Source organism: Candidatus Thermokryptus mobilis (assembly GCF_900070205.1).
Taxonomy (GTDB): domain Bacteria; phylum Bacteroidota; class Ignavibacteria; order Kryptoniales; family Kryptoniaceae; genus Kryptonium; species Kryptonium mobile.
Map to the genome: position 1 here is coordinate 48,661 of NZ_FAOO01000011.1, position 22,283 is coordinate 70,943.

Sequence of the window (22,283 nt, forward strand, 5' to 3'; positions counted from 1 at the left end):
TAAAAAATCCCGACTTTTGGTCGGGATTAAAAACTCTCGCCGTTAAAGCAGAATAAGGTGCTTTTGGATTTTATTTCACGCTGAAAGTTTTTCTTCTTTGTAAACGAAGATCGGTTCAGCTCTTTCATAGATTGTTTCCTTTGTAATTATGCACTTTGAGATGGGGTGTTCTTTAAGTCGTGTTGGAAGTTCAAACATTATGTCAAGCATTATCTCTTCAATTATCGCCCTTAAACCGCGAGCCCCCGTGCCTCTCTTAAGCGCAAGTTCGGCGACCGCTTCAAGAGCTTCATCTTCAAATTCAAGTTCAACACCGTCAAATTCAAAAAGCTTTTTGTATTGTTTAATTATAGCATTTTTCGGCTCGGTTAAAATTTTAATTAGAGCATCCTTTGAAAGAGAGTGAAGCGTTGCTATTACAGGCAGACGCCCGATAAATTCAGGTATGAAGCCAAATTTCAAAAGGTCCTCAGGTTCAACGAGTGGTAAAAGTTCGTCTATCATTTCATCTTTATTTCCCCTTATCTCAGCGGTGAAACCAATTGAGTTTTTATTCACTCTTTTTGCGATTATCTTCTCAAGCCCTTCAAATGCACCGCCACATATGAACAAAATGTTTTTTGTGTTAATGTAAATTAAGCTTTGCTCGGGGTGTTTTCTTCCTCCTTTTGGAGGGACGCCAGCTATTGTCCCCTCAAGTATTTTAAGTAGCGCCTGCTGAACTCCTTCCCCAGAGACATCTCTTGTAATTGATGGGCTTGCGCTCTTGCGGGCAATTTTGTCAATCTCGTCAATGTAAACTATCCCACGCTCGGCTCTTGAAACATCATAGTCGGCATTTTGCAGAAGATACAGAAGTATCGTCTCAACATCGTCCCCGACATAACCCGCCTCAGTTAAAGTTGTTGCATCAGCAATCGCAAAAGGAACATCAAGGATTTTCGCAAGCGTCTGCGCAAGGAGTGTCTTTCCAGTGCCAGTTGGTCCAATCAAAAGGATGTTGCTTTTCTCTATTTCAACATTCTCAGCTAAATTTTTTATATGATTCCCCGATTCAAGGTTGTTCTCTATCCTTTTGTAATGGTTGTAAACTGCAACGGATAAAATTTTTTTAGCCCTTTCTTGACCGACGACATATTCATCAAGTGCTTTCTTTATCGCCATAGGTGTCAGAGGAATTTTTGAGCGCCTTTTCGCAGTTGAATAAGCTGCTATGTTATTTTTCAAAATGTCAACCGACTCGCTCACGCATATCTCACAAATATATACATCTGGACCGGCTATCATATTGCTGACTTCGTCAACGCTTCTTCCACAGAATGAACAAACTGGTTTTGATTTTAAATCTGGTCGCTCCGACATTTTAATTCACCTTTTCTTTGTTGATGGGATTTCCCTTCGGACAAGTATCTGGTCAATTATCCCGTATTCTTTCGCTTCCTCAGCTGACATATAATAATCCCTGTCCGTGTCCCTTTCAATTTGTTCAATTGGTTTGCCTGTATGTTTTGCTAAAATTTCATTTATCTTTCTCTTCATCTTCAAAATTTCTTCGGCTTGGATTCTTATATCAGCTGCAGTTCCTTGAACTCCACCCCAAGGTTGATGTATCATAATCCTTGAATTTGGGAGCGCTGTCCTTTTCCCCTTTGCCCCGCCTGCGAGGATTACCGCAGCCATGCTCGCTGCCATACCTATACAAATAGTAGCAACATCTGGCTTTATATATTGCATCGTATCGTAAATCGCAAGACCAGCTGAAATTGAACCACCGGGACTGTTAATGTAAAGATAGATGTCTTTATCTGGGTCCTCGGATTCAAGGAACAGGAGTTGGGCTATAACTAAGCTTGCGACGGTATCATCAATCGGTGTCCCAATGAAAACAATTCTTTCCTTTAATAGTCGTGAAAAAATATCATAAGCCCTCTCACCACGGCTCGTTTGCTCAACGACAATCGGAACAAGCTGGTTATAAGTGCCTTTCATATTTCCAAGGTCAAGTTTTGTTTTTCAATAGATTTAAATCCGCTCAAACGATTTTTTCAACAACTTTAACTTTGTCCTTTAAAAATTCAAGAACTTTCCGAGTTAACAATTTCTCTCGGATATGTTCCGAACGTTTGTAAAACGGGATCAATTTTTCCTTTTCAATTCCAACCTCTGCAGAATCTTCCTCGGCGAGTTTTTCATAATCTTCATCTGTGAGCTCAATTCCTTCTGCTTGGGCAATTTTATTTTTTATGATATACCACTTGGCGCTGAAAACCGCATCAGCTCTTTTTTTCTGCTTGAAGAAGTCAATGTCAAAGTTTGGCGGAAGCTTGCCATCCGGGTATTTGCTCCTTTCCTCGTCAAGCATACTTTGAATGAAATCTTCAATCAAGCTTTCAGGCACTGTGAAGTCATTCGTCCTGACAAGTTCGGTGATTATGGCATCGTAAAATTTTAGCTGATTTACCTCATCCCACCATTTTTGGAGCTCGTTCTTTAAGTAATCTCTTAGTTCGGAAACGCTGTTAACTTTGCCCTTGGTTATCTTTGAGGCAAATTCATCGTTTAATTCAGGAAGTATTTTCCTTTCAACTTTTTTGACGGTGACCTTTACTTTTTCGGGTTTGTTATCAACCATTAGTTCAATTATAAATTCATCATCTCTTCTTGCTCTTAAAAGTCGCTCCTTCAAGTTTTCAACGATGGATTCATCGTCAAGCTCAATCACGACATTCTCACTTCTTCTTCCAAGCACTGGCAGGTTATTTTGATCCACCCCTTGTAAATCAATCGTCACTCTGAAAAGCTCACCTTTAACTTCATCGGTTTCTTCATATGTAGCGTTTGCGGAAAGCAATCTTTCTATTTCTTTGTCAATTTCATCTTCACTAACAGTGTGGACATGCTTTTCAACTTCAAGGTTTTTATAATTTGAAATTTCAATATCTGGCATGACCTCATACTTTATCTTAAATTGAAGTGACTCGCCACGTTTATAATCAACATCAACGAGTTGTGGTGTTCCAAGCGGTTCAATTTTTTTGTCCTCAACAAGTTTTATATAAACCTTGTTGACTATATCGTCAAGGGCATCGTATTCAATTTGTTCGCCGAATTGTCTCTTTATGAGTTCAAGTGGGGCTTTCCCTTTTCTGAACCCTTTGATTTCCGCTTCGGCTTGGAATTTTTTATACGCCTCTTCAAAGTAAGGTGCGAGGTCCGACCAATCAAGTTTTATCTCGGCTTCTTGTTCTATTTGGCTTATCTTATTGATGTTTACTTCCACAGGAAAGTCATCTTTTGTTTTTATTTTTTGCAGTGGGCACGGGGGGATTTGAACCCCCACGGGTTTAATCCCACTGGATCCTAAGTCCAGCGCGTCTACCAGGTTCCGCCACGTGCCCAAAGCACAAATTTTTTGCTTAAAAAATATAACTCTTTTTTCAATAAAGTTCAAAATTGCAAAATTTTTGCCAATTTTCTTAAATTCAAATAAATCTCAAAGACAATTTAAACTTCAAACTCAAATGCAACTCAAATTTTTCAAAATGACTGGCGCTGGAAATGATTTCATCATGTTTGACAATCGTTCTGGCAAAATAAAAGACCCGGTGGATTTGGCTCGTTATGTGTGCGATAGACATTTCGGTGTCGGAGCCGACGGGATAATTTTAATAGAGAAAAGCGAACTTGCCGATTTTAAGATGGTTTATTTCAATTCTGACGGTAGCTTTGGTGGAATGTGTGGAAATGGTGGAAGATGCATTGCAAAACTTGCATATCAACTTGGACTCGTTGATAGAAAAATGAAATTTGAAGCGAACGGGAAAATTTATAAAGCCGAGATACTTGATCACGAAAATGTCCGACTTTGGCTTCCTATGCCGAAATTTAAGAAATTCAATTTGCCTCTAAAGCTTGGAAAAAGGATTTACAAAGCACACTTCGTTGACACTGGTGCGCCTCACCTCGTTTTATTTACCGAGGATAATGACATTGAGGATATTGAGCAAATTAATGTCAATCAACTTGGGAGAAAATTGAGGTTTCATCCGTATTTTGAAAATGGGACGAATGTGAACTTTGTGTCAATAATTGATAAGGACACTATAAGGATGAGAACTTATGAAAGAGGCGTTGAGGGTGAAACCCTCGCTTGCGGAACCGGTTCAGTTGCAAGTGTTATCACATCTGTAGAAGTGAAGGGATTGAAGCCCCTGGTTAAGGTCAAGACAACGAGCGGTGAAACCCTGCTTGTAAATTATCGGAATAAAGGGGAGCGGGGATTTGTCTATCTTGAAGGTAGCGCGAAAATTATATGTGAAGGGAAGTTGACCTATCATGACAAATGAAGAATTTGAAAAGGTGATTGAAGAGACGATTGAAGGTTTGCCAGAAGAGATAAAAAGTCGGATTGATAATGTGGTTTTCATCGTTCAAGATTATCCAAGCGAAGATGACTTAAGAAGAACTGGTGCGGGGAAATTTGAATTGCTTGGGCTTTATTCCGGGGTTCCACTTTCAAAAAGGGGAACAAGTTACGGGATGTATCCAGTGACGCCGGATAGGATTTTGATTTTTAAGGGGAACATTGAAAGAATTTGTAAGACAGAAAAAGAACTCCGCGAGAAAATACGCGAGGTTGTCCTTCACGAGATAGGGCATTACCTCGGTATGGATGAAGAGCAAGTAAGAAGAGCATTAAAAAGATGGAGGAGTTAATTCAAAAATACGGGTATATCATCATCTTTTTGATAACGCTTCTTGAGGGCGAGACGGTGCTCTTGATAGCTGGATTTATGGCTTATCAGGGTTTGCTTGACCTTGAGCTTTCCATTATTTCTGCGTTTATAGGGTCAACGCTTGCAGACCAGATAATTTTTCACTTAATGCGACGAAACAGCAATTTTATCTTGAAAAAGTTCAAAAAGTTTGGCAAATATCAAATGATAGCGAAACATTATGTTGAAAAATATGGTAGTGCTGTTGTGCTTTTGGCAAGATATCTTTACGGGATAAGGACTCCGCTTGTGATGATGGTTGGATTAAGTGGAATGAATGCGCTAAAGTTCACGATTTTAAATTTAATCGCAGCTGGGATTTGGGCTTTGAGCTTTGGATACGCCGGATTTTATTTCGGGCACGCAGCTGAAAGGTTTATCGGTGATTTGAAAGTGTATCAGATTTATGGCTGGATTTTGATCTTTTCAGTCATTTTTGTGCTTTATATGATAAGCAGGATAAGAATTCACCAAATGAAAAAACTAACTGATTCAAAGCCATGAAAAAACAAACGCAATTTTCAATAGCATATTACATAATCGCTGTGATAATTTTGATTTTGCTTCAGTATTTTATTTTTCACCCACCGTTGAAGGAAATTTCGTATAAGGAGTTCAAGGATAGAATTTCAAAGGGTGATGTTGAAGCGGTTCAAATCGGTAGCGAAAAAATAATTGTCACATTCAAAAAGGATGTGGTTGATAGAGAAAAAGTTCCCCGGGTGGTTGAAGTTGTTAAGTTGCCTGATGAGAGCTTGATAAAGGAACTTCAAGAAAGAGGCATTGATTATCGCGGGGTTGTTGAAAGCAATTGGGGTAGGGATTTGCTTTTGAATTGGATTTTACCGATAGCTTTTTTTGTGATTTTGTGGGCGATTTTGATAAGAAGATTTTCGCCAACGCAAAATGTTATGACATTTGGAAAAAGCAAGGCGCGAATTTACGCAGCGGATGAGAAAAATAAGGTTACTTTTAACGATGTCGCAGGGCTTGATGAGGTAATTGAGGAGGTGAAAGAGATTGTTGATTTTTTGAAGAATCCGAAGAAGTATCAGCGTCTTGGGGCAAAAATTCCAAAAGGTGTTCTCCTTGTTGGTCCGCCTGGGACTGGGAAAACACTTTTGGCAAGAGCGATAGCAGGTGAAGCTGGTGTTCCATTTTTCTATCTTAGTGGTTCTGATTTTGTTGAGATGTTCGTTGGTGTTGGAGCTGCAAGGGTTCGCGACCTATTCGCTCAGGCGAAGGAAAAAGCGCCATGCATAATTTTCATTGATGAAATTGACGCAATAGGAAAAGCAAGGGCAAGAGGTGTTGTCTACGGAGGCATTGACGAGAGGGAGAACACATTAAATCAATTGCTCGTTGAAATGGACGGTTTTGACTCAAGCATCGGGGTTATCATAATGGCTGCTACAAATAGACCTGATGTCCTTGACCCGGCTCTTTTGAGACCGGGAAGATTTGACAGGCAGATAGTTTTAAGCAGACCTGACCTTAAAGGAAGGGTCGCGATTTTTAAAGTACACGCAAGGAATTTGAAGCTTGCTGATGATGTTGATTTTGAAACACTTGCTGCACAAACACCGGGTTTCGCTGGGGCTGAAATTGCTAATGTTTGTAATGAAGCTGCTCTTTTAGCTGCGAGGAAAGGTAAGGACAAGGTTGAAATGTCTGACTTTCAAGAGGCAATTGAAAGGGTGATAGCGGGGCTTGAGAAAAGAAACAAAGTGATAAGCGAGAAGGAAAAAAGAATCGTTGCTTATCATGAATCCGGGCATGCAATTGTCGGATACTACATACCCGGTGCTGATGTAGTTCAAAAGGTTTCAATCATTCCGCGAAGCATCGGAGCTCTTGGTTATACGCTCAGAACCCCAACCGAGGAGAGATATCTATTGACGAAGGAGGAACTTTACGGTAAAATTGCTGGAATTTTAGGAGGAAGAGCTGCTGAGGAAATTGTTTTCGGACAAATATCAACGGGTGCACATGATGACCTGAAGAAAGCCACTGAGATAGCACGTCTTATGGTCACAACATATGGAATGAGTGAAAAACTCGGTCATGTGTCCCTTGCTGAAATTGAAGAAATGGAATTTTTGAACAAGGGACCTTTTTCTAAACCATACAGTGAGGAAACGGCAAGATTAATTGATGAGGAGGTTAAAAAGATCATTGATGAAAGTTATAAAAAGGCAATTCAGGTGTTGATTAAACATAGAGACAAGCTTGACAAATTGGCGAATCGCCTTCTTGAGAAGGAAGTGATTGATAGAAAAGAATTGGAGGAAATTTTAGGTCAAAATTAATTTTAGGAGGTGATGGATGAGGTGTAAATTTGTGACTTTTTTATTCCTTTTTTGTTTACACGCCTTCTCAATGGATGACGGGGCTGGGGATACTAAGGTGAAATCAACCCCACTTCAATTTCAGGGCACATTTGGATTCACATTGACATCCGGCAATTCGGATACAAGGATTTTAACTTTTGATTCAGATGTGAAGAAACAGTTTGAAAGGTTCATTCATTATATTCGTCTGAATCTTGCTTACGGGACATCGCGTTATGGTTCGGGACCAAGGATTGAGACCACGAACAACTGGGCAATATCAACTCGGATTGACTGGTTCACTTCAGATAGTAAGAGAAGTTATCTTTTTATTTCAACTGGATTGACAGGGAACAAATTCAAGGGATATTGGTCAAGGCGAAATTTTCAACTTGGTGCAGGTTATAGTTTTTTCCCCGAAGTAGATACGCTACGGCTCAAGTTCGGGCTTGGGATTGATTATTCAAAGGATAATCTTGTGGTTAAAGGAACTCTTGACGATGAGGTATTTTTTGCCCTGTTGAAGCCGGAGTTTGAAATCGTCGTAAGCAAGAACCTGAAAATTGGGAATAATGCAAACTGCTTTGTTGATTTTCAAAAGCTTAACAACTACAGGGTGAATTCAAAGACATATCTTAATTTAAGGGTCACTAATCGCTTAGCTGTTAGTTTTAACTTCACATTGAACTATGATAACAAACCGAGGTTTATCCCTGAGATTGGAGAGAACGGCAAACCGACCGGGAAATTGACGCTTGCAAAGCCATCGGATAAAATTTTTAACATAGGGATTTCAATCACGGTGTGAGAAATAGACCAGCGTTTAAATTCGCAGTTGCGCTTGTGCTGGGGATTTTAATTGAACATTTCTTTAAGCTTGAATTGAAAGTTTTGATCTCCTCATTCGCTCTTGCCTTCTTTCTTTATATTGTTTTTAGCAGAAAAAGTGAGTTGAGGTCTATACTGATCTTTTTCCTTGTCATTCTTTCAGGAGCATTGAAATATGTAGCGGATTATAAACTTGAACCGCGAAACTCATCGTCAAATATGCAAATGATACAGCAGTGGTTAAAATCCAAGGGTATGTGATTTCCCTTCCAGAGGTGAAAAATAATAGAACGAATTTTATAATTCGCTCCGATAAAATCTTTGTCCAAGATAGGGAAATAGATGTTTCAGGTGATGTTTTTGTTAGCATTAGAAAAGGTAAGTCTCCGTTTGATGTTTTTCCAAGCGTCGGCTATGGAGATAAAATTGAGGTAATTGGAGTTTTGAAAAAACCAATAGGGTCGCGCAATCCGGAGGAATTTGATTTTGGCAGATATTTGAAGATACACGACATTGATGCTGTGTTTTTATCATACGTTTTGAGCCATGTTAAGGTGGTTGAAAAATTTAAACCGAGTTTATCCCAACCGATTGAATTTTTAAAAAGCGTTGCTTTTAAAATTCGCTTGAAGGTTTTTGCTTTGATTGACAGCGTTATGCCTTCCGTTGAGGCTTCCTTTTTAAAGGGGCTCACCCTTGGTTATAGAGGTGAGATGCCGAAGGAAGTTCGCCAGTATTTCATTGACACTGGGACATATCATATACTTGCTGTTTCAGGTCTCCATGTTGGGATAATATCTTCAATGTTTTTCGCTTTGACGAGTTTCTTAAGGGTTGGATTGATGTTAAGAATTTCTCTAACCATATTCGGGCTTGTCGTTTATGCTTTTATAGTTGGATTACCACCGTCTGTTGTAAGGGCTGTTATAATGGCGTCAATTTTTTTGATCGGGGTTGGAATTGAAAGAAGGATTGATATTTTCAATTTGCTTGGATTTTCTGCCATTTTAATTTTGCTTTTTGATTCAAAGCAAATTTTTCACCCTGGATTTCAACTTTCTTTTTCTGCTGTTGCTTCAATTGTTTATTTTTATCCGAGGATTTTTAAGTTCGTTTCAAATTTACCTTTGATGTCAAGTTATGTGTTGCTTCAAAAAGTTTTAAGTTTATTTTTCGTATCTTTGAGCGCACAGATTTTAACTTTACCATTCACAGTTTCATATTTCAACAAAATTTCCTTTATCTCGCTCATTGCAAATATTTTCATCGTTCCCCTCGTTGGAATAGCTGTACCGCTTGGATTTGCGATGCTCATATCTTATCCGATATCTGGTTTTGTTGGCGATGTCTTCGCAAATGCGACTTGGTTTGTTTTAAATTTGACATTGTCGTTAGCTAAATTTTTAGCTGAAATTCCTTTCGCTTATGTTGAGGCGAGAAGCGATGTTCTTTTTTCAATTGCTTTAGTTTATTTATCTTTGTTTTTGATTGTAAAAATAAAATCTAAAAATTTGATGAAAAGAATCGTTTTTGCCGTTTTAATTGTTGCGAACATTTATGTTTATTTTTTCTCTGACGGGGTATTTTTTGAGCGGAAAAATTTTAAAAGTTTTGAGGTCACAGTTCTTGATGTCGGGCAAGGTGACGCTATATTTGTGCAATTCCCAGACGGGAAAAATATTTTAATTGACGGCGGAAATAAAACATTTAATTTTGACCCGGGTCAAAGGGTGATTGAGCCATTTTTGAAGAAGAAAGGCATAAATAAAATTGATGCTGTCTTAGTGACGCATCCGCACAATGATCACATCGGTGGAATTCCGTATATACTTGAAAATTTTGAGGTCGGAGCTGTGATAGATAACGGGTTGAATTATAGTTCGGAGATTTACAGGAGATATCTTGATATAATAAATCGCAAAGGCATAAGGCATATAGTCGCAAGGGCTGGGGATAAAATTGAGCTATCAAAAGTCGCAAGAATTTATGTCCTTCATCCGATAGAACCATTTGTTGGGGATTATAACGGTGAAGATAAATATGGATCTGGGCATGCTGTTAATAATTCCTCTGTCGTGATAAAGATTCAATATGGTGGTAATTCATTTCTTTTCATGGGGGATGCTGAGAAGGAGGCAGAGGAGTCAATGATAAAAATTTATGATACATTTTTGAAGAGCGATTGGATAAAAGTCGGACATCATGGAAGTGAGACAAGTAGTTCACCTGCGTTTGTCTTGAAGGTTAAACCGACTTGGGCTGTGATTTCAGTTGGGAAGTATAATAAGTATAATCATCCTTCGGATATAGTTTTGAGGCGCTATAATTTGATTGGTAGTAAGATTCACAGGACGGATGAGGAGGGTGCAGGTGTATTTAGGTCTGATGGGAAAGATATTGAAAAGGTTCAATGGAGGGATTAAATCTTGATTTTGAGAAATTTATTTATTATTATTGAACCAAGCGCTTGAATTTTAGTTATATATAAAAAGAGTCAAAAATAAAAACTAAAAATTTGGAGGTTAAAGCATGTCATTTCAAGTCGTATTAGCATTTTTGATTCAGGCGACACCGCAGAAAGGTAGTTTCGTTGAGGAGATAGCGAATATTCTTGTTCAGAAGTATATTGAGGGTGGTTTTTTCATGCATCCAATTCTTGCGATTTTGATCATTGGGTTGGGTTTAAGCATTGCGAAGTGGATTTCGCTTTCCAAGGCGAGCATTAACACGAGGAAATTTTTAAATGAGGTTAAGAAGGCACTGGATGAGGGTGGCGTTGAGAAGGCGCTTGAAGTTTGTCAGAAAACCCCTGGACCTGTAGCGAGCATTTTCCAAGCAGGACTTTTAAGGGCAAATGAAGGAATTGAAGCAGCGGAAAAAGCGATCATCGCTTATGGTGGCGTTGAAATGGCTTTCCTAGAAAGAGGACTTGTCTGGCTTTCGCTTTTCATATCACTTGCACCTCTACTTGGGTTTACTGGGACAGTGCAAGGAATGATCGTTGCTTTTGACTCAATTAAAGAAGCGAAGAACATTTCGCCAGAAATTGTTGCTGGTGGTATTTCAATAGCCCTTTTGACAACTCTTTTCGGTCTTATCGTTGCTATAATTTTGCAGACATTTTATAACTATTTTGTCTCCAAGGTTGATAGAATTGTGGTGGATATGGAAGAAAGTTCAATTGAACTCATTGATGTTCTTGCATCTATGCAATTGGGCAAGAAAGTTGCTGCAGGTGAAGTAAAGAATACATCAAAATAAAAAAGTTTTTAACTTATGCTTAAGAGGAGAAAAAGAGCTGAAGCGGAAATCCCGTCTGCTTCAATGGCTGACATAGCGTTTGAGTTGTTGATTTTTTTCTTGGTTGCGACGACATTTGATGTTGACACTGGAATAGGGCTTGTGCTTCCTCCTGCTGCTGAAACAACTGAACAAGTCAAAATTAAACAGAGCGACATCGCAAAGCTCCTTGTAAATGCTGCCGGTGAGGTTCTTCTTGACGGTGAGTTAATTACAGTTCCGCAGATAAGGGAGACGATAAAGAATAAAATCAAGCAAAATCCAAAACTTATCGTTTCAATAAAAACCGATAGGGAGACCAATTACAGCCGTTATATTGAAGTCCTTGATGAATTAAAACTTGCTTACAATGATTTGCGTGAAGAGCACTCTTTGAAAACATATGGAAAATCTTTCAAAGACCTTAACCGTGATCAGCAGGAGGAAGTGAAGAAGGCAATCCCAATTCGTATTTCAATTGCTGAGCCAGAGGAAGTTAAATAAAAACATTAGCGAGGTAAAGAGAGGATGAAATTTCAGAAAAAGTTTGGACAGATGAAACCGCGCGTTCCAACGTCGTCTTTGCCGGATATAATCTTTATGATGTTGTTGTTCTTTATGGTGACGACGACTATAAAAGTTTTTGATGTCAAGGTGAGATATATTTTGCCTGAAGCAAAAGCCATTGAGAAGATTGAAAACAAGCGTCTTGTCTCTTATATTTGGGTTGGGAGGGACGGTAGAATCCAGGTTGATGATAATATCGTTCAGCTTGATGACCTCATTGACATCATGTATAGGAAGAGGCAGGAGAATCCAAATGTTATCGTTTCGCTTAGGATTGACCGCGACTCAAAGATGGGAATCGTCATTGATATTCAGCAGCGCCTCAGGAAGGCGGACGCTTTGAGAATTAATTATTCAACTTTGCAAAAGTTGTAATGCGTTTATGCGCGGTTTTTCAATAATTTGTTTTGAGGTTTTATGAGGCAGGTTCGTTATATGAGCCTGCCTTTTTTATTTTAAAACAAAAATGTAATTTCAAAATGGGATTGAAGGAAAGGTTAAGTGAGGACTTAAAAAATGCGATGAAGTCGGGGGATAAAATTCGGCTTGAGGTTGTAAGAATGCTTCAGACGATGCTTAGACGTAGGGAAATTGAGAGAAAAGGGGAAGGAAAGGAATTAACAGAAGAGGATGAAATTCAAGTTATAAAATCTGAGATAAAAAAGCGCAAAGAAGCGATTGAACTTTTTGAGAAAGGCGGAAGGGTTGACCTTGCGGAGAAGGAGAGGAAAGAGCTTGAAATTTTGAATGAGTATCTACCAGAGCAGATGTCAGAGGAAGAGATAAGGGAAATCGTTGGGCGGATAATACAAGAAACCGGGGCAGTGGGACAAAAAGATTTCGGTAAAGTGATGGGCTTAGCTATGAAAGAGTTGAAAGGAAAGGCGGATGGCTCGCTCGTTCAAAAGATAGTCAAAGAAAAACTCGGCATGTGAATGAATTGGCTTGATTATGTTATACTTGGAATAATAGCAATTTTTGTGTATCGCGGTTTCAGAAAAGGATTTTTAAGTAGGGTGCTCGGACTTGCTGGAGTAGTCGCAGGGATATGGTTGGGCGTTAGATATAATTTTAAAGTCGCTCAGTTTCTTAAAGATCTTGGCATTTCAGCTGAAATAGCACCTTATTTTGCGATGTTTTTGATATTTGTCGCCTGTATATTGGTTGCGACTTTGATTGCGAGATTTTTGAGAAATGTTTCCGTTTTCGTTGAGATTACGGACAATATACTTGGTGCTTTTCTTGGATTGGTTGAGGGTTTGTTGATAATTGGTGTGTTGTTGATTTTTCTTGGTTCATTGAATTTCCCATCCGAGGAAATCAGAAACTCGTCAAAGTTTTATAAGCCAGTTATCAAGGCGACGGTTTCAATTTACGATTTCATTGAGAAAAATTTCGGCTCAAAAATTAAGTTCAAGGAGCGAATTCAAAAAACAATTGAGTCAATAAAAGGTGGATAAAGAGACATTAAAAAAACTTGAATTTGACAAAATAAAGGAATACATTTTGTCGTTTGCTACATCACAACTCGGGGTTGAACAAGTTGAGAAACTCTCACCGTTGACGAATAAGAGCATAATTGAGCGAGAGCTTAATTTGACGATTGAGATGAAAGATATACTTGCATATGACGACCCTTTTCCGATAGATGGGATAAAGGATATTCGGGTTGCCTTGCGCAGATGTGAAATTGAAGAGAGTTTCCTTTCCCCTCAGGATTTCCTTGATATAAAGTCGGTTCTTTCTGTTTCAAGATTGATAAGGGATTATCTAAGTAAACGAAGTCAGAAATATCCAAATCTTTGGGAGCTTGCGAGGAATATCTTTGTGAATAGAGTTCTTGAATATACGATTGATGAAGTCATTGATGAGAATGGAAATGTAAAGGATAGCGCAAGCGCAGAGTTAAGGCAGATTCGGGAGGAGATTTTGAGGAAACAGGATTATGTGAGGAGGAGATTGTATGCGATTTTAAAGCAGATTTCGGAGAGGGATTACACCCAGGATGATATAATTCCACAAAGGGATGGACGACTTGTGATACCTGTAAAGGTTGAACATAAAAGACATGTTGCTGGCGTCGTTCATGGGACTTCTTCAACTGGCTTAACGGTTTTCATTGAGCCAGCCGAGATAGTTGAGCTTAACAATGAGATATTGCAATTGCAGTTTCAAGAGCAGAAGGAAATTGAAAGAATCCTCAAGGGGTTAACTGATAAAGTGAGGGAGAATTTAAGGTATCTACAAACGAATGTCACTATACTTTCAAAGTTTGATTTCATTTATGCAAAGGCGAAGTTCGTCCTTCAAATAGATGGTCAGGTGCCTGAGGTTGCGGAAGAAGGTCAGATGATTTTTGAAGGCGCTTATCACCCGATTTTGTTGTTAAGGCATGGCAGGGGAAAAACTGTTTCGCTTGATTTTAAACTTGGAAATGGTTCTTCTGTTCTTGTCATATCTGGACCGAATTCAGGTGGTAAGACGGTTGTTTTAAAAACGGTGGGTTTGTTGACGCTTATGGTGCAGGCAGGGGTTCCAATTCCAGCAAAAGAGAAAAGCAGAGTGAGGATTTTTAAAAAAGTTTATATAGACATAGGTGATGAGCAATCGGTTGAAAGGGACCTTTCCTCGTTTGGTTCGCATGTGAAGAATTTAAAACGCATAATTTCGGAGGCGGATTCAAAAACGCTTGTTTTACTGGATGAACTTGGTTCAGGGACTGACCCGGCGGAGGGTGGGGCGTTGGGAATAGCAATAATTGAAAAGTTGAAGAGAAAAGGTTCTTTCGTTATCGTGACAACCCATAATAGTGCATTGAAATTTTATGCTTATAGTAATCCAGAAATTGAATGTGGCGCTATGGAGTTTGATCATCAGACGCTTGCGCCAACTTATAGATTGAGAATTGGTGTTCCAGGAAGTAGCTATGCGTTTGAGATCGCTAAACGGCTTGGGCTTGATGAGGATATCATAGTTGATGCGAGGAAAAGACTTGATGAATCACAAGTTAGGATTGAAGAAATTTTATCAAATCTTGAAGCGCTTGAGGTTGAGTATAGAAAAAAGGTTGCGGAATTGATGCTTAAAGAGGAAAGTTTAAATAAGATGTTGGCTGAGTATAAGCAAAAGCTCATTGAGGTTGAAAAAGAGCGCAAGAGAGCGAAGCGTGAGGCGATAGCTGAGCTTAGAGAGGTTGTGGAAAATGCGAGGGCGAGAATTGAGGAAGCGATAAGGAAAGTCAAGGAAACAAGCGCATCAAAGGAAAGCATAAAGAAGGCACACGCTGTGGCTGAGCAGATAGAAAGACAGTTTTACGAGATTTCAAAGCAGATTGAAACAGATGAAGGCATCGTTTCGGATGAGTTTAAACCTGGGGATTTTGTAAAGATGAAAGATGGAACGCAAGTTGGCGAGGTTTTGCAGGTTGAAGGAACAAACCTTGTTGTTGCTTTCGGTTCGGTCAAAATGGTTTTGAAAGCGGATGAGGTTGAAAAAGTAAGCCAAAAGGAAGCAAAGAAGTTATCCCTTGCGACTGATTTATTTGCATCCGTATCAACTAAAATTGATGTTCGTGGTATGAGAAGTGATGAGGCGATAACTGCTGTTGACAAGTTCATTGATACGAGTTTTTTGCATCGCTTAAAGCAAGTTCAAATAATTCACGGTAAAGGGACGGGAAAATTGAAAAAGGAAATAACGGAGTTTTTGAAGAGACATCCAAATGTTAAGTCGTTTAGATCTGGAAGTTGGGAGGAAGGTGGAGACGGTGTCACGATTGTTGAGTTAAATATTGATTAAAAACAAAATTTGGGGTGAAGATGAGAATTTTAATCGCCAACCGTGGAGAAATTGCCCTAAGGATAATCCGAACTTGTAGAATGCTTGGAATAGAAACCGTTGCTATTTATTCAAAAGTTGACAGGGATAAGCCGTTTGTCGCTATGGCTGATTATTCTGAATGTATCGGTGAGGCAAATCCAGCTGAGACATATTTAAATATGGAAAAAATAATTGAGGTTGCAAAGCATTTTAAAGTGGATGGAATTCACCCTGGATATGGTTTTCTATCGGAGAATGAGGGGTTTGCTCAACTTGTTAGGGATAATGGTTTGGTATTTGTCGGTCCGAGTCCAGATGCGATAAAGAAGATGGGGGATAAACTTGAAGCTCGTGAAATAGCTCAAAGCGTTGGTGTTCCAATTGTCCCTGGTTCAAAACAACCTATTTCTGATGTTAACGAAGCTGTGAAAATTGCCAAAGGTTTGGGCTTTCCAATCTTGATCAAAGCAGCAGCTGGAGGTGGAGGAAAGGGTATGAGAATTGTCAATGCTGAAGATGAGCTTGAATCAGCGATAAGAGGTGCTAAAAATGAAGCGAGATTCGCCTTTGGTGATGATAGAATTTACATTGAAAAATATGTTGAGGAACCGCATCACATTGAAGTTCAAATAATCGCAGATAAATTTGGCAATGTTGTTGCTCTAGGCGAAAGAGAATGTTCAATCCAAAGAAGACATCAAAAAGTCATTGAGGAAACGCCATCGCCAATTGTGACCCCAGAGCTACGAAATAAACTTTTTGAGTCCGCTATTGAAATTGCAAAAGCAGTGGGGTATGAAAATGCCGGGACGATTGAATTCATCGTTGATAAAGATAGAAACTTTTACTTTCTTGAGATGAACACACGACTTCAAGTTGAACATCCCGTGACTGAAATGGTCACTGGGGTTGATATAGTCGCTGAACAGATAAGGATCGCTTTCGGTGAAAAATTGAGCTTTTCGCAGGGCGATATAAAACCGAGAGGTCATTCAATTGAATGTAGGATTTATGCTGAAGACCCGCTTAATAATTTTCTTCCCTCAACCGGGAGGATAACAAGTATGAAAGAACCATCGGGTCCTTGGATTAGGGTTGACGCGGGTGTAAGTGCCGGCAACGAGATAACAATCCATTATGACCCGATGATTTCAAAACTTATAGTTTGGGGAAGAAGTAGAATTGAAGCAATAGATAGAATGAAAAGCGCTTTGATGGAATACAAAATTAACGGTGTTAAAACGACAATTCCTTTTTGTCTTTGGGTTATGAACAATGAAAACTTTAGAAATGGAAAGTATGACACGCATTTCATCCAGAATTATTTCAAGCCGTCGGAGTTAGAAAAGTCGTTTTACATCTCAACTGACGGGGAGCCGAAATTTGAAGTTGTGTTAGCGATAACCGCTGGAATTTTAAACCTTGAAGCGAAAAATACAGTGGTGAAAAAACAGAATATAGCGACGAAAGTGAAATCCTGGAAGTCAAGACGGTATGAAAATTTCAGATGAAAAAAGACAACTTCTAAAACTTTACAGAGATTCGTCTCTGGCGGAAAAGTTGAAAATTTATGCGCGTATAATTTTCAACTTTGATCAAATTAAAAAACATCTTGATAACTTCATTCCAGCCGAGGGGAATGTCCTTGATTGGGGATGTGGGTATGGAATCTTTGCAAATTATTTGAGGTTGAAAAATCCGAAGTTAAATGTCGTTGGATTTGATATTTCAAAGGTTAGAATTGAAGAGGCGAACAAAACAACTCCATTGTTAGGAGTGAAATTCACAAGCGATCCTTCCGAGATTAAATTTGATAGCTTCAAGCTTGTCCTTTTAATTGATGTCCTTCTTTTTTTGCCTGTTGATGAAAAAAAATCGCTTCTGAAAACAATTTACACCTCGCTTGAAAAAGGAGGGATTGTATTTATAAAAGACACCTTGAAATCCGAATCTTTGAGGTTTAAGTGGACGAAATTTGAAGAAAGTTTGAAGTTGAAATTCGGTGTCTATGGAAAGAATGTCAAATCCGGTTTGCATTATATTGAGGTTGACGAGTTGACGGGAATTCTTGAGGGAATTAGGTATGAAATAGTTGATGTCATACCGGAGACGCATATTATCTATCCTGGGGTTTTCGTCATCGCTCGTAAATAGAATAAGCTCTTGCGGATAGGATTATTCCAGCTGATATAGCGACATTTAGTGATTCTGCTTGTCCAAATTTTTTTATTTTTATCGTCCCATCGGAAATTCTTACAAGTTCTGGGTCAACGCCGTGAGCTTCATTTCCAAAGATTAAAACAATTTTATCCTCGGTTAAAACTTTGTGATAGTCAATTTTTCCTGTTGGCGCAGTTGAAAAAATTTTAAAACCGATTGACTTTAATTTTGTAAGTTCATCTTTCAAGGTGACATCTTTAAGGAAGAGAACATTAAAAACAGAGCCAGATGTCGCCCTTAATGTTTTCGGGTTAAATATGTCAACACTCATATCTGAAATTAAAATTGCATCAACTTTGAACCAATCACAGATCCTAAAGATCGTCCCGAGATTTCCGGGGTTTGATATTCTATCAAGTGCGATGACGGTCGCCTTTTTTGATTTTTGGAGTTTATTTATTATGTCGTCTTTTGAAAATTCAAACATTTTGGCAACTGCTATTATCCCTTGGGCTGTCTCAAGTTCCGATACTTTTTCAAGGTCTGCATCGTCAATTTCGTAAATTTCAATTTTTTTATTCTTGAGGTGGTTTAAAAATTCTTGTTCTTGTTGTGATTTTATAAATTTTTGGGAATACGCCACGAATAAAAAATCAGCTCCGAACTTAACCGCGTCTTTTATAATTTTCTCGCCTTCAAGGATGAAAAGTCCCGTTTTGTAGCGATATTTTTTGTTTTTGAGGAGTTGTAGCAGGGAATATTTTTGTTTGCTTATTTTCATAGTTTTTCATCTTTCTTTAAATTCACCCCAAATTTCCCTCAGGGTATCTGAGATTTCGCCTATCGTTGCGTATGCTTCAACGCATTCAATTATAGCTGGCATAAGGTTTTCACCGAGCAAGGCGCATTCCCGAAGTTTTTTAAGGGAGTTTTTGACTTTATCGTTATCCCTTTCGCTTCGGAGTTTTTTCAGGCGTTCAATTTGTTTTTTTATCGCTTCTTCGTTTAGTTTGAAAATTTCAATTTTTTGTTTTTCATCCGTTTTAAATTCATTTATCCCGACGATAATTTTTTCTTTCCTTTCAATTTTCATCTGGTATTCATATGCGCTTTTTGCGATTTCGTTTTGGATGAACCCTGCTTCTATTGCCTTTATTGCACCACCCATCGCTTCAATTTTATCAATATATTCCCAGACCCTTTTTTCAATTTCATTCGTAAGATATTCAACGAAATAACTTCCTGCGAGCGGATCAATTGTGTCTGTTACTCCACTTTCATAGGCGATTATTTGTTGTGTGCGAAGTGCTGTCGTTGCCGATTCTTCAGTTGGTAAGGCAAGTGCTTCATCTTTTGCGTTTGTGTGAAGGGATTGGCAACCGCCAAGAACAGCAGCGAGCGCCTGGATGGTCACCCTGACGATGTTGTTTTCAATTTGTTGCGCCGTTAGAGTTGAACCACCTGTTTGAGCGTGAAATCTAAGCTTTAACGCTTCTTCATTTGTCACACCGAATTTCTCCTTCATTATCTTCGCCCAAATCCTACGAGCTGCTCTGAACTTGGCAATCTCTTCAAAGAAATTATTGTGCGCATTGAAAAAGAAAGAAAGCTGTTGCCCGAATTTATTGACATCAAGTCCAGCTTTTATAGCTGAGCGCACATATTCAATCGCATTTGCGAATGTAAAAGCCAACTCTTGAACCGCATTAGCCCCCGCCTCGCGAATGTGATAACCACTGATTGAGATGACATTCCATTTCGGGAGATTTTCATTGCACCATTGGAATATATCAACAATTAGTTTCATTGATTCTTTAGGTGGATAAATGTAAGTCCCTCTGGCTATATACTCTTTCAGGATGTCGTTTTGAATCGTCCCGGAAATTTTTTTAAGGTCTGCACCCTGTTTCTTCGCAACTGCTACATACATAGCAAGTAAAATCGCAGCAGTTGCATTTATCGTCATTGATGTGGTTATTTTTTCAAGGTTTATACCGTCAAAGAGAATTTCCATGTCTTGAAGCGAGTCAATCGCAACACCAACCCTTCCGACCTCTCCCTCAGCCATTGGATGGTCAGAGTCATAACCCATTTGAGTTGGCAGGTCAAATGCCACAGATAACCCCATTTGACCGTGTTCAAGCAGGTATTTGAATCTTTTATTCGTCTCTTCCGCTGTCCCGAACCCGGCATATTGTCTCATCGTCCAAAGTCGTCCGCGATACATCGTCGGGTATACCCCTCTTGTAAATGGATATTCACCGGGGAAGCCAAGCTTCTCAATGTAGTCAAAATTTTCATCGGGGAGATAAAATCTGTCTATTTCAATGCCAGAATCGGTTTGGAATGAACTTTTCCTTTCTTTGAATTTGCCCGAATGCAAAAATTTATCTTCCCATTCCAATTTTTTCATTTTTAATTCTTCGCTCATCGCTTTTAAACTTTTTGTTTTACTTTTCCGCGATTTCGGGTTTGTATCTGTAAATTAAATTTAAAACAACCCTTCCGACTTTTTCTAAACTCTGCGGTGAACATTTGTCGGGCGTGTCCTCAACTGTGTGCCAATACGGATAGTCAAAATCAATTATATTAATCGTTCTGATCCCAACCTCGTTTAAGGGGATATGGTCGTCGTAAACATTGTGTTTGATTTGATCTTTGAATTCATCTATGCCAAGTTCACGCGCAATTGACCAGACATAATTTACAACATCAGGTGCGTATTTCATTGAGTTCTCTTCTTTGAAAATTTGCAAGTCCTTATCCCCGACCATATCAAGTAAAATTCCAAATTGTGGTAAATAGTTCGCTTGTTTATTCTTTGCGAAGTATTTTGAGCCGATGCAAAAGTTTTCAAGGTCACCGGATATTCCGAGGTCCTCACCGTCAAAGAAAATGATGTCAACTCCTATTGGTGGTGGGTCATTTTTTAAAATCCTTGCGATCTCAAGTAGAACCGCAACACCGCTTGCGCCATCGTTTGCCCCCGGAACCGGTTGGATTCTTTTTGATGTCTCTTTCTCTTCATCCGCATACGGTCTTGAATCCCAATGTGCGCAAAGGAGAACTCTAAAACCAGATTTTAAGTTGAATGATGCGATTATATTCGTGAGTTTAAAATTTTTGCCAAGGTATGAGTGTGTGAATTCTTGAAGTTGGACCGCATCGGCATATTTAGAGATTTCAGAGTAAAGAAAATTTTTGCACTCTTCGTGTGATTTTGAGTTTGGAACGCGGGGACCAAATGAAACCTGCTTTTCAAGAAACCAAAATGCGGAGTCGGCATTGAAATTAGGAACTTGAACTTGTCTTTCAATTTGCGCCTGCCCTTGTTCTAGCTTCCTTTCTGACTTGCAACTTAAGAGGAAAATTAGCAAAATTAAAAGAGGTATTTTGATCATCTCGTCATTCATGAAATTAAATTTTGAAAGAGCACAAAGTAAAATAAAAAAGCGCAAGATAAATTTCAATTAATGGCTTTTTACAGGACTTTACATTCTTGGGATGTTTCACCTGATGAAGCGATAAAAATTCAAAACCAACTTAGGAACCTCGTCAAGGTAGAAAAACTTGTCGGTGAAATTCGTTATATAGCAGGGGCTGATGTATCTTTTGATAAGGGCTCAAATGTGGTTTATGCTGGTGTTCTCGTTTTGAAGTTCCCAGAACTTGAAGAGGTTGATCGTTCACTTGTTGTAACGGAGGTTAACTTTCCGTACATACCCGGGCTTTTATCTTTCCGTGAGTCGCCAGCATTGATAAAGGCGTGGGAGAAGATTAAAATCGCCCCGGATGTGGTTATGATTGACGGTCAAGGGATAGCTCATCCGCGAAGGTTCGGGATAGCATCGCATTTCGGAGTTTTGGTTGATAAACCAACAATCGGTTGTGCGAAAAGTTTGCTTGTTGGAGTATATGAAGAACCGAAGGGTGAAGCCGGAAACTTTTCTTATCTTTACGATTCTGGCGAAATAATTGGAGTTGCTTTGAGGACAAGGGATAATGTTCAACCTGTATTTGTATCCATCGGACACAAAATCACACTTGACGAATCAATTCAAATCGTTATGAAGACGGTTCGCGGTTATAGAATACCAGAGCCGACAAGACAAGCACATTTGATTGTTAATGCCCTTCGTCGTGGTGAAATTAAACCCGGGACGAGGACAAATCCAGAACAGGGGAGTTTATTTTAGATGGACTGACTTTAAAGGTTCAAAATCGCATCTCCTTGATTTGAACACAACCTAACTTGTTAAGTTAAACAAAACGGACAAAAAACATAGGAAAGGTTGGCGATTTTGAACAAGTGGGGGAAAATTAAAAAACGAAATTTTTTTAAATTTCTTGTGAAGAAAAAAGCGCGGTTTAAAAAAACAAAAAGAGGGAATCACAAGGGGATTGGTTTGATGATTTTGTTTGTTTTCACTTCAACTTTAGCGTTAATCAAGTAGTTTGTCTTGCTGAAGTCCGGTTTGCCTAAAGTTGAAGTAAAAGAAAAATCAAATGAAATCCCAATCAAAAC

22 protein-coding genes and 1 tRNA gene are annotated in these 22,283 nt (G+C 38.9%); 16 read left to right on the forward strand and 7 right to left on the reverse strand.

The window, feature by feature from the left end; genetic code table 11:
* Positions 1-75: 75 nt before the first annotated feature.
* From clpX to FKZ43_RS08040, 4 genes are all read right to left on the reverse strand, one after another.
* The gene (gene clpX / locus FKZ43_RS08025; RefSeq protein ID WP_140945369.1) at positions 76-1,362 is read right to left on the reverse strand and encodes an ATP-dependent Clp protease ATP-binding subunit ClpX; all 1,287 of its coding nucleotides are present in this window, start codon (positions 1,360-1,362) and stop codon (positions 76-78) included.
* Positions 1,363-1,368: 6 nt separating this feature from the next.
* Complete coding sequence (gene clpP / locus FKZ43_RS08030; protein WP_140945370.1) at positions 1,369-1,989, reverse strand: ATP-dependent Clp endopeptidase proteolytic subunit ClpP; 621 nt, start codon at positions 1,987-1,989, stop codon at positions 1,369-1,371.
* 43 nt (positions 1,990-2,032) lie between these two features.
* The gene (gene tig / locus FKZ43_RS08035) at positions 2,033-3,280 is read right to left on the reverse strand and encodes a trigger factor (protein ID WP_181180308.1); all 1,248 of its coding nucleotides are present in this window, start codon (positions 3,278-3,280) and stop codon (positions 2,033-2,035) included.
* Positions 3,281-3,313: 33 nt separating this feature from the next.
* Positions 3,314-3,398, reverse strand: a tRNA-Leu gene (locus FKZ43_RS08040).
* 123 nt (positions 3,399-3,521) lie between these two features.
* On the opposite strand from FKZ43_RS08040, the gene dapF reads away from it, so the two are divergent.
* The 15 genes from dapF (at position 3,522) to FKZ43_RS08115 (ending at position 17,752) form a co-directional block, all read left to right on the forward strand.
* Positions 3,522-4,346, forward strand: a complete 825-nt coding sequence (dapF, locus tag FKZ43_RS08045) for a diaminopimelate epimerase (RefSeq protein ID WP_140945371.1) — start codon at positions 3,522-3,524, stop codon at positions 4,344-4,346.
* Positions 4,336-4,716 carry a metallopeptidase family protein gene (locus tag FKZ43_RS08050; RefSeq protein WP_140945372.1) on the forward strand — a complete coding sequence of 127 codons (381 nt, stop codon included), beginning with the start codon at positions 4,336-4,338 and terminating at the stop codon, positions 4,714-4,716. Before dapF ends, FKZ43_RS08050 begins: the two co-directional genes overlap by 11 nt.
* The gene (locus FKZ43_RS08055) at positions 4,704-5,279 is read left to right on the forward strand and encodes a DedA family protein (RefSeq protein ID WP_140945373.1); all 576 of its coding nucleotides are present in this window, start codon (positions 4,704-4,706) and stop codon (positions 5,277-5,279) included. The genes FKZ43_RS08050 and FKZ43_RS08055 overlap by 13 nt, the downstream gene beginning before the upstream one ends.
* On the forward strand, positions 5,276-7,084 hold the full coding sequence (gene ftsH / locus FKZ43_RS08060; protein WP_140945374.1) for an ATP-dependent zinc metalloprotease FtsH: 1,809 nt from the start codon (positions 5,276-5,278) through the stop codon (positions 7,082-7,084). The genes FKZ43_RS08055 and ftsH overlap by 4 nt, the downstream gene beginning before the upstream one ends.
* Positions 7,085-7,100: 16 nt before the next feature.
* Positions 7,101-7,913, forward strand: coding sequence for a DUF481 domain-containing protein (locus FKZ43_RS08065; protein ID WP_140945375.1), 813 nt, complete (start codon positions 7,101-7,103; stop codon positions 7,911-7,913).
* Complete coding sequence (locus FKZ43_RS08070; RefSeq protein WP_140945376.1) at positions 7,910-8,194, forward strand: hypothetical protein; 285 nt, start codon at positions 7,910-7,912, stop codon at positions 8,192-8,194. Before FKZ43_RS08065 ends, FKZ43_RS08070 begins: the two co-directional genes overlap by 4 nt.
* Entirely contained in the window at positions 8,170-10,356 is a 2,187-nt protein-coding gene (locus tag FKZ43_RS08075) for a DNA internalization-related competence protein ComEC/Rec2 (RefSeq protein WP_181180309.1), read from the forward strand. The genes FKZ43_RS08070 and FKZ43_RS08075 overlap by 25 nt, the downstream gene beginning before the upstream one ends.
* Before the next feature lie 106 nt (positions 10,357-10,462).
* Complete coding sequence (locus tag FKZ43_RS08080; RefSeq protein ID WP_140945378.1) at positions 10,463-11,194, forward strand: MotA/TolQ/ExbB proton channel family protein; 732 nt, start codon at positions 10,463-10,465, stop codon at positions 11,192-11,194.
* Between the two features lie 15 nt (positions 11,195-11,209).
* Positions 11,210-11,716, forward strand: coding sequence for an ExbD/TolR family protein (locus tag FKZ43_RS08085; RefSeq protein ID WP_140945379.1), 507 nt, complete (start codon positions 11,210-11,212; stop codon positions 11,714-11,716).
* A 24-nt stretch (positions 11,717-11,740) separates the two neighbouring features.
* Positions 11,741-12,154: an ExbD/TolR family protein gene (locus FKZ43_RS08090; RefSeq protein ID WP_140945380.1), complete on the forward strand. Its 414-nt coding sequence runs from the start codon at positions 11,741-11,743 to the stop codon at positions 12,152-12,154.
* Between the two features lie 104 nt (positions 12,155-12,258).
* Positions 12,259-12,714, forward strand: a complete 456-nt coding sequence (locus FKZ43_RS08095; RefSeq protein ID WP_140945381.1) for a GatB/YqeY domain-containing protein — start codon at positions 12,259-12,261, stop codon at positions 12,712-12,714.
* Positions 12,715-13,239, forward strand: a complete 525-nt coding sequence (locus tag FKZ43_RS08100; RefSeq protein WP_140945382.1) for a CvpA family protein — start codon at positions 12,715-12,717, stop codon at positions 13,237-13,239.
* Entirely contained in the window at positions 13,232-15,577 is a 2,346-nt protein-coding gene (locus tag FKZ43_RS08105; RefSeq protein ID WP_140945383.1) for an endonuclease MutS2, read from the forward strand. Before FKZ43_RS08100 ends, FKZ43_RS08105 begins: the two co-directional genes overlap by 8 nt.
* Before the next feature lie 20 nt (positions 15,578-15,597).
* Entirely contained in the window at positions 15,598-17,109 is a 1,512-nt protein-coding gene (accC, locus tag FKZ43_RS08110) for an acetyl-CoA carboxylase biotin carboxylase subunit (protein ID WP_140945384.1), read from the forward strand.
* On the forward strand, positions 17,093-17,752 hold the full coding sequence (locus FKZ43_RS08115; protein ID WP_140945385.1) for a class I SAM-dependent methyltransferase: 660 nt from the start codon (positions 17,093-17,095) through the stop codon (positions 17,750-17,752). The genes accC and FKZ43_RS08115 overlap by 17 nt, the downstream gene beginning before the upstream one ends.
* On the opposite strand, the gene FKZ43_RS08120 is transcribed toward FKZ43_RS08115, so the two are convergent.
* The 3 genes from FKZ43_RS08120 to FKZ43_RS08130 are packed head-to-tail and all read right to left on the reverse strand — an operon-like array spanning position 17,736 to position 21,159.
* On the reverse strand, positions 17,736-18,539 hold the full coding sequence (locus FKZ43_RS08120) for a TrmH family RNA methyltransferase (RefSeq protein WP_140945386.1): 804 nt from the start codon (positions 18,537-18,539) through the stop codon (positions 17,736-17,738). The genes FKZ43_RS08115 and FKZ43_RS08120 overlap by 17 nt on opposite strands.
* Before the next feature lie 6 nt (positions 18,540-18,545).
* Complete coding sequence (locus FKZ43_RS08125; RefSeq protein WP_419951033.1) at positions 18,546-20,171, reverse strand: acyl-CoA mutase large subunit family protein; 1,626 nt, start codon at positions 20,169-20,171, stop codon at positions 18,546-18,548.
* Between the two features lie 37 nt (positions 20,172-20,208).
* Positions 20,209-21,159 carry a M28 family peptidase gene (locus FKZ43_RS08130; RefSeq protein ID WP_181180310.1) on the reverse strand — a complete coding sequence of 317 codons (951 nt, stop codon included), beginning with the start codon at positions 21,157-21,159 and terminating at the stop codon, positions 20,209-20,211.
* Between the two features lie 72 nt (positions 21,160-21,231).
* On the opposite strand from FKZ43_RS08130, the gene nfi reads away from it, so the two are divergent.
* Entirely contained in the window at positions 21,232-21,954 is a 723-nt protein-coding gene (nfi, locus tag FKZ43_RS08135) for an endonuclease V (protein WP_140945389.1), read from the forward strand.
* Positions 21,955-22,283 lie beyond the last annotated feature (329 nt).

What these genes read in the sequence shown, in the direction of transcription:
- clpX (WP_140945369.1), bottom strand. Translation starts at nt 1,362, where the DNA reads ATGTCGGAGCGACCAGATTTAAAATCAAAACCAGTTTGTTCATTCTGT.
- clpP (WP_140945370.1), bottom strand. Translation starts at nt 1,989, where the DNA reads ATGAAAGGCACTTATAACCAGCTTGTTCCGATTGTCGTTGAGCAAACG.
- dapF (WP_140945371.1), top strand. Translation starts at nt 3,522, where the DNA reads ATGCAACTCAAATTTTTCAAAATGACTGGCGCTGGAAATGATTTCATC.
- FKZ43_RS08050 (WP_140945372.1), top strand. Translation starts at nt 4,336, where the DNA reads ATGACAAATGAAGAATTTGAAAAGGTGATTGAAGAGACGATTGAAGGT.
- FKZ43_RS08055 (WP_140945373.1), top strand. Translation starts at nt 4,704, where the DNA reads ATGGAGGAGTTAATTCAAAAATACGGGTATATCATCATCTTTTTGATA.
- ftsH (WP_140945374.1), top strand. Translation starts at nt 5,276, where the DNA reads ATGAAAAAACAAACGCAATTTTCAATAGCATATTACATAATCGCTGTG.
- FKZ43_RS08065 (WP_140945375.1), top strand. Translation starts at nt 7,101, where the DNA reads ATGAGGTGTAAATTTGTGACTTTTTTATTCCTTTTTTGTTTACACGCC.
- FKZ43_RS08080 (WP_140945378.1), top strand. Translation starts at nt 10,463, where the DNA reads ATGTCATTTCAAGTCGTATTAGCATTTTTGATTCAGGCGACACCGCAG.
- FKZ43_RS08085 (WP_140945379.1), top strand. Translation starts at nt 11,210, where the DNA reads ATGCTTAAGAGGAGAAAAAGAGCTGAAGCGGAAATCCCGTCTGCTTCA.
- FKZ43_RS08090 (WP_140945380.1), top strand. Translation starts at nt 11,741, where the DNA reads ATGAAATTTCAGAAAAAGTTTGGACAGATGAAACCGCGCGTTCCAACG.
- FKZ43_RS08095 (WP_140945381.1), top strand. Translation starts at nt 12,259, where the DNA reads ATGGGATTGAAGGAAAGGTTAAGTGAGGACTTAAAAAATGCGATGAAG.
- FKZ43_RS08100 (WP_140945382.1), top strand. Translation starts at nt 12,715, where the DNA reads ATGAATTGGCTTGATTATGTTATACTTGGAATAATAGCAATTTTTGTG.
- accC (WP_140945384.1), top strand. Translation starts at nt 15,598, where the DNA reads ATGAGAATTTTAATCGCCAACCGTGGAGAAATTGCCCTAAGGATAATC.
- FKZ43_RS08115 (WP_140945385.1), top strand. Translation starts at nt 17,093, where the DNA reads ATGAAAATTTCAGATGAAAAAAGACAACTTCTAAAACTTTACAGAGAT.
- FKZ43_RS08120 (WP_140945386.1), bottom strand. Translation starts at nt 18,539, where the DNA reads ATGAAAATAAGCAAACAAAAATATTCCCTGCTACAACTCCTCAAAAAC.
- FKZ43_RS08125 (WP_419951033.1), bottom strand. Translation starts at nt 20,171, where the DNA reads ATGAAAAAATTGGAATGGGAAGATAAATTTTTGCATTCGGGCAAATTC.
- FKZ43_RS08130 (WP_181180310.1), bottom strand. Translation starts at nt 21,159, where the DNA reads ATGATCAAAATACCTCTTTTAATTTTGCTAATTTTCCTCTTAAGTTGC.
- nfi (WP_140945389.1), top strand. Translation starts at nt 21,232, where the DNA reads ATGGCTTTTTACAGGACTTTACATTCTTGGGATGTTTCACCTGATGAA.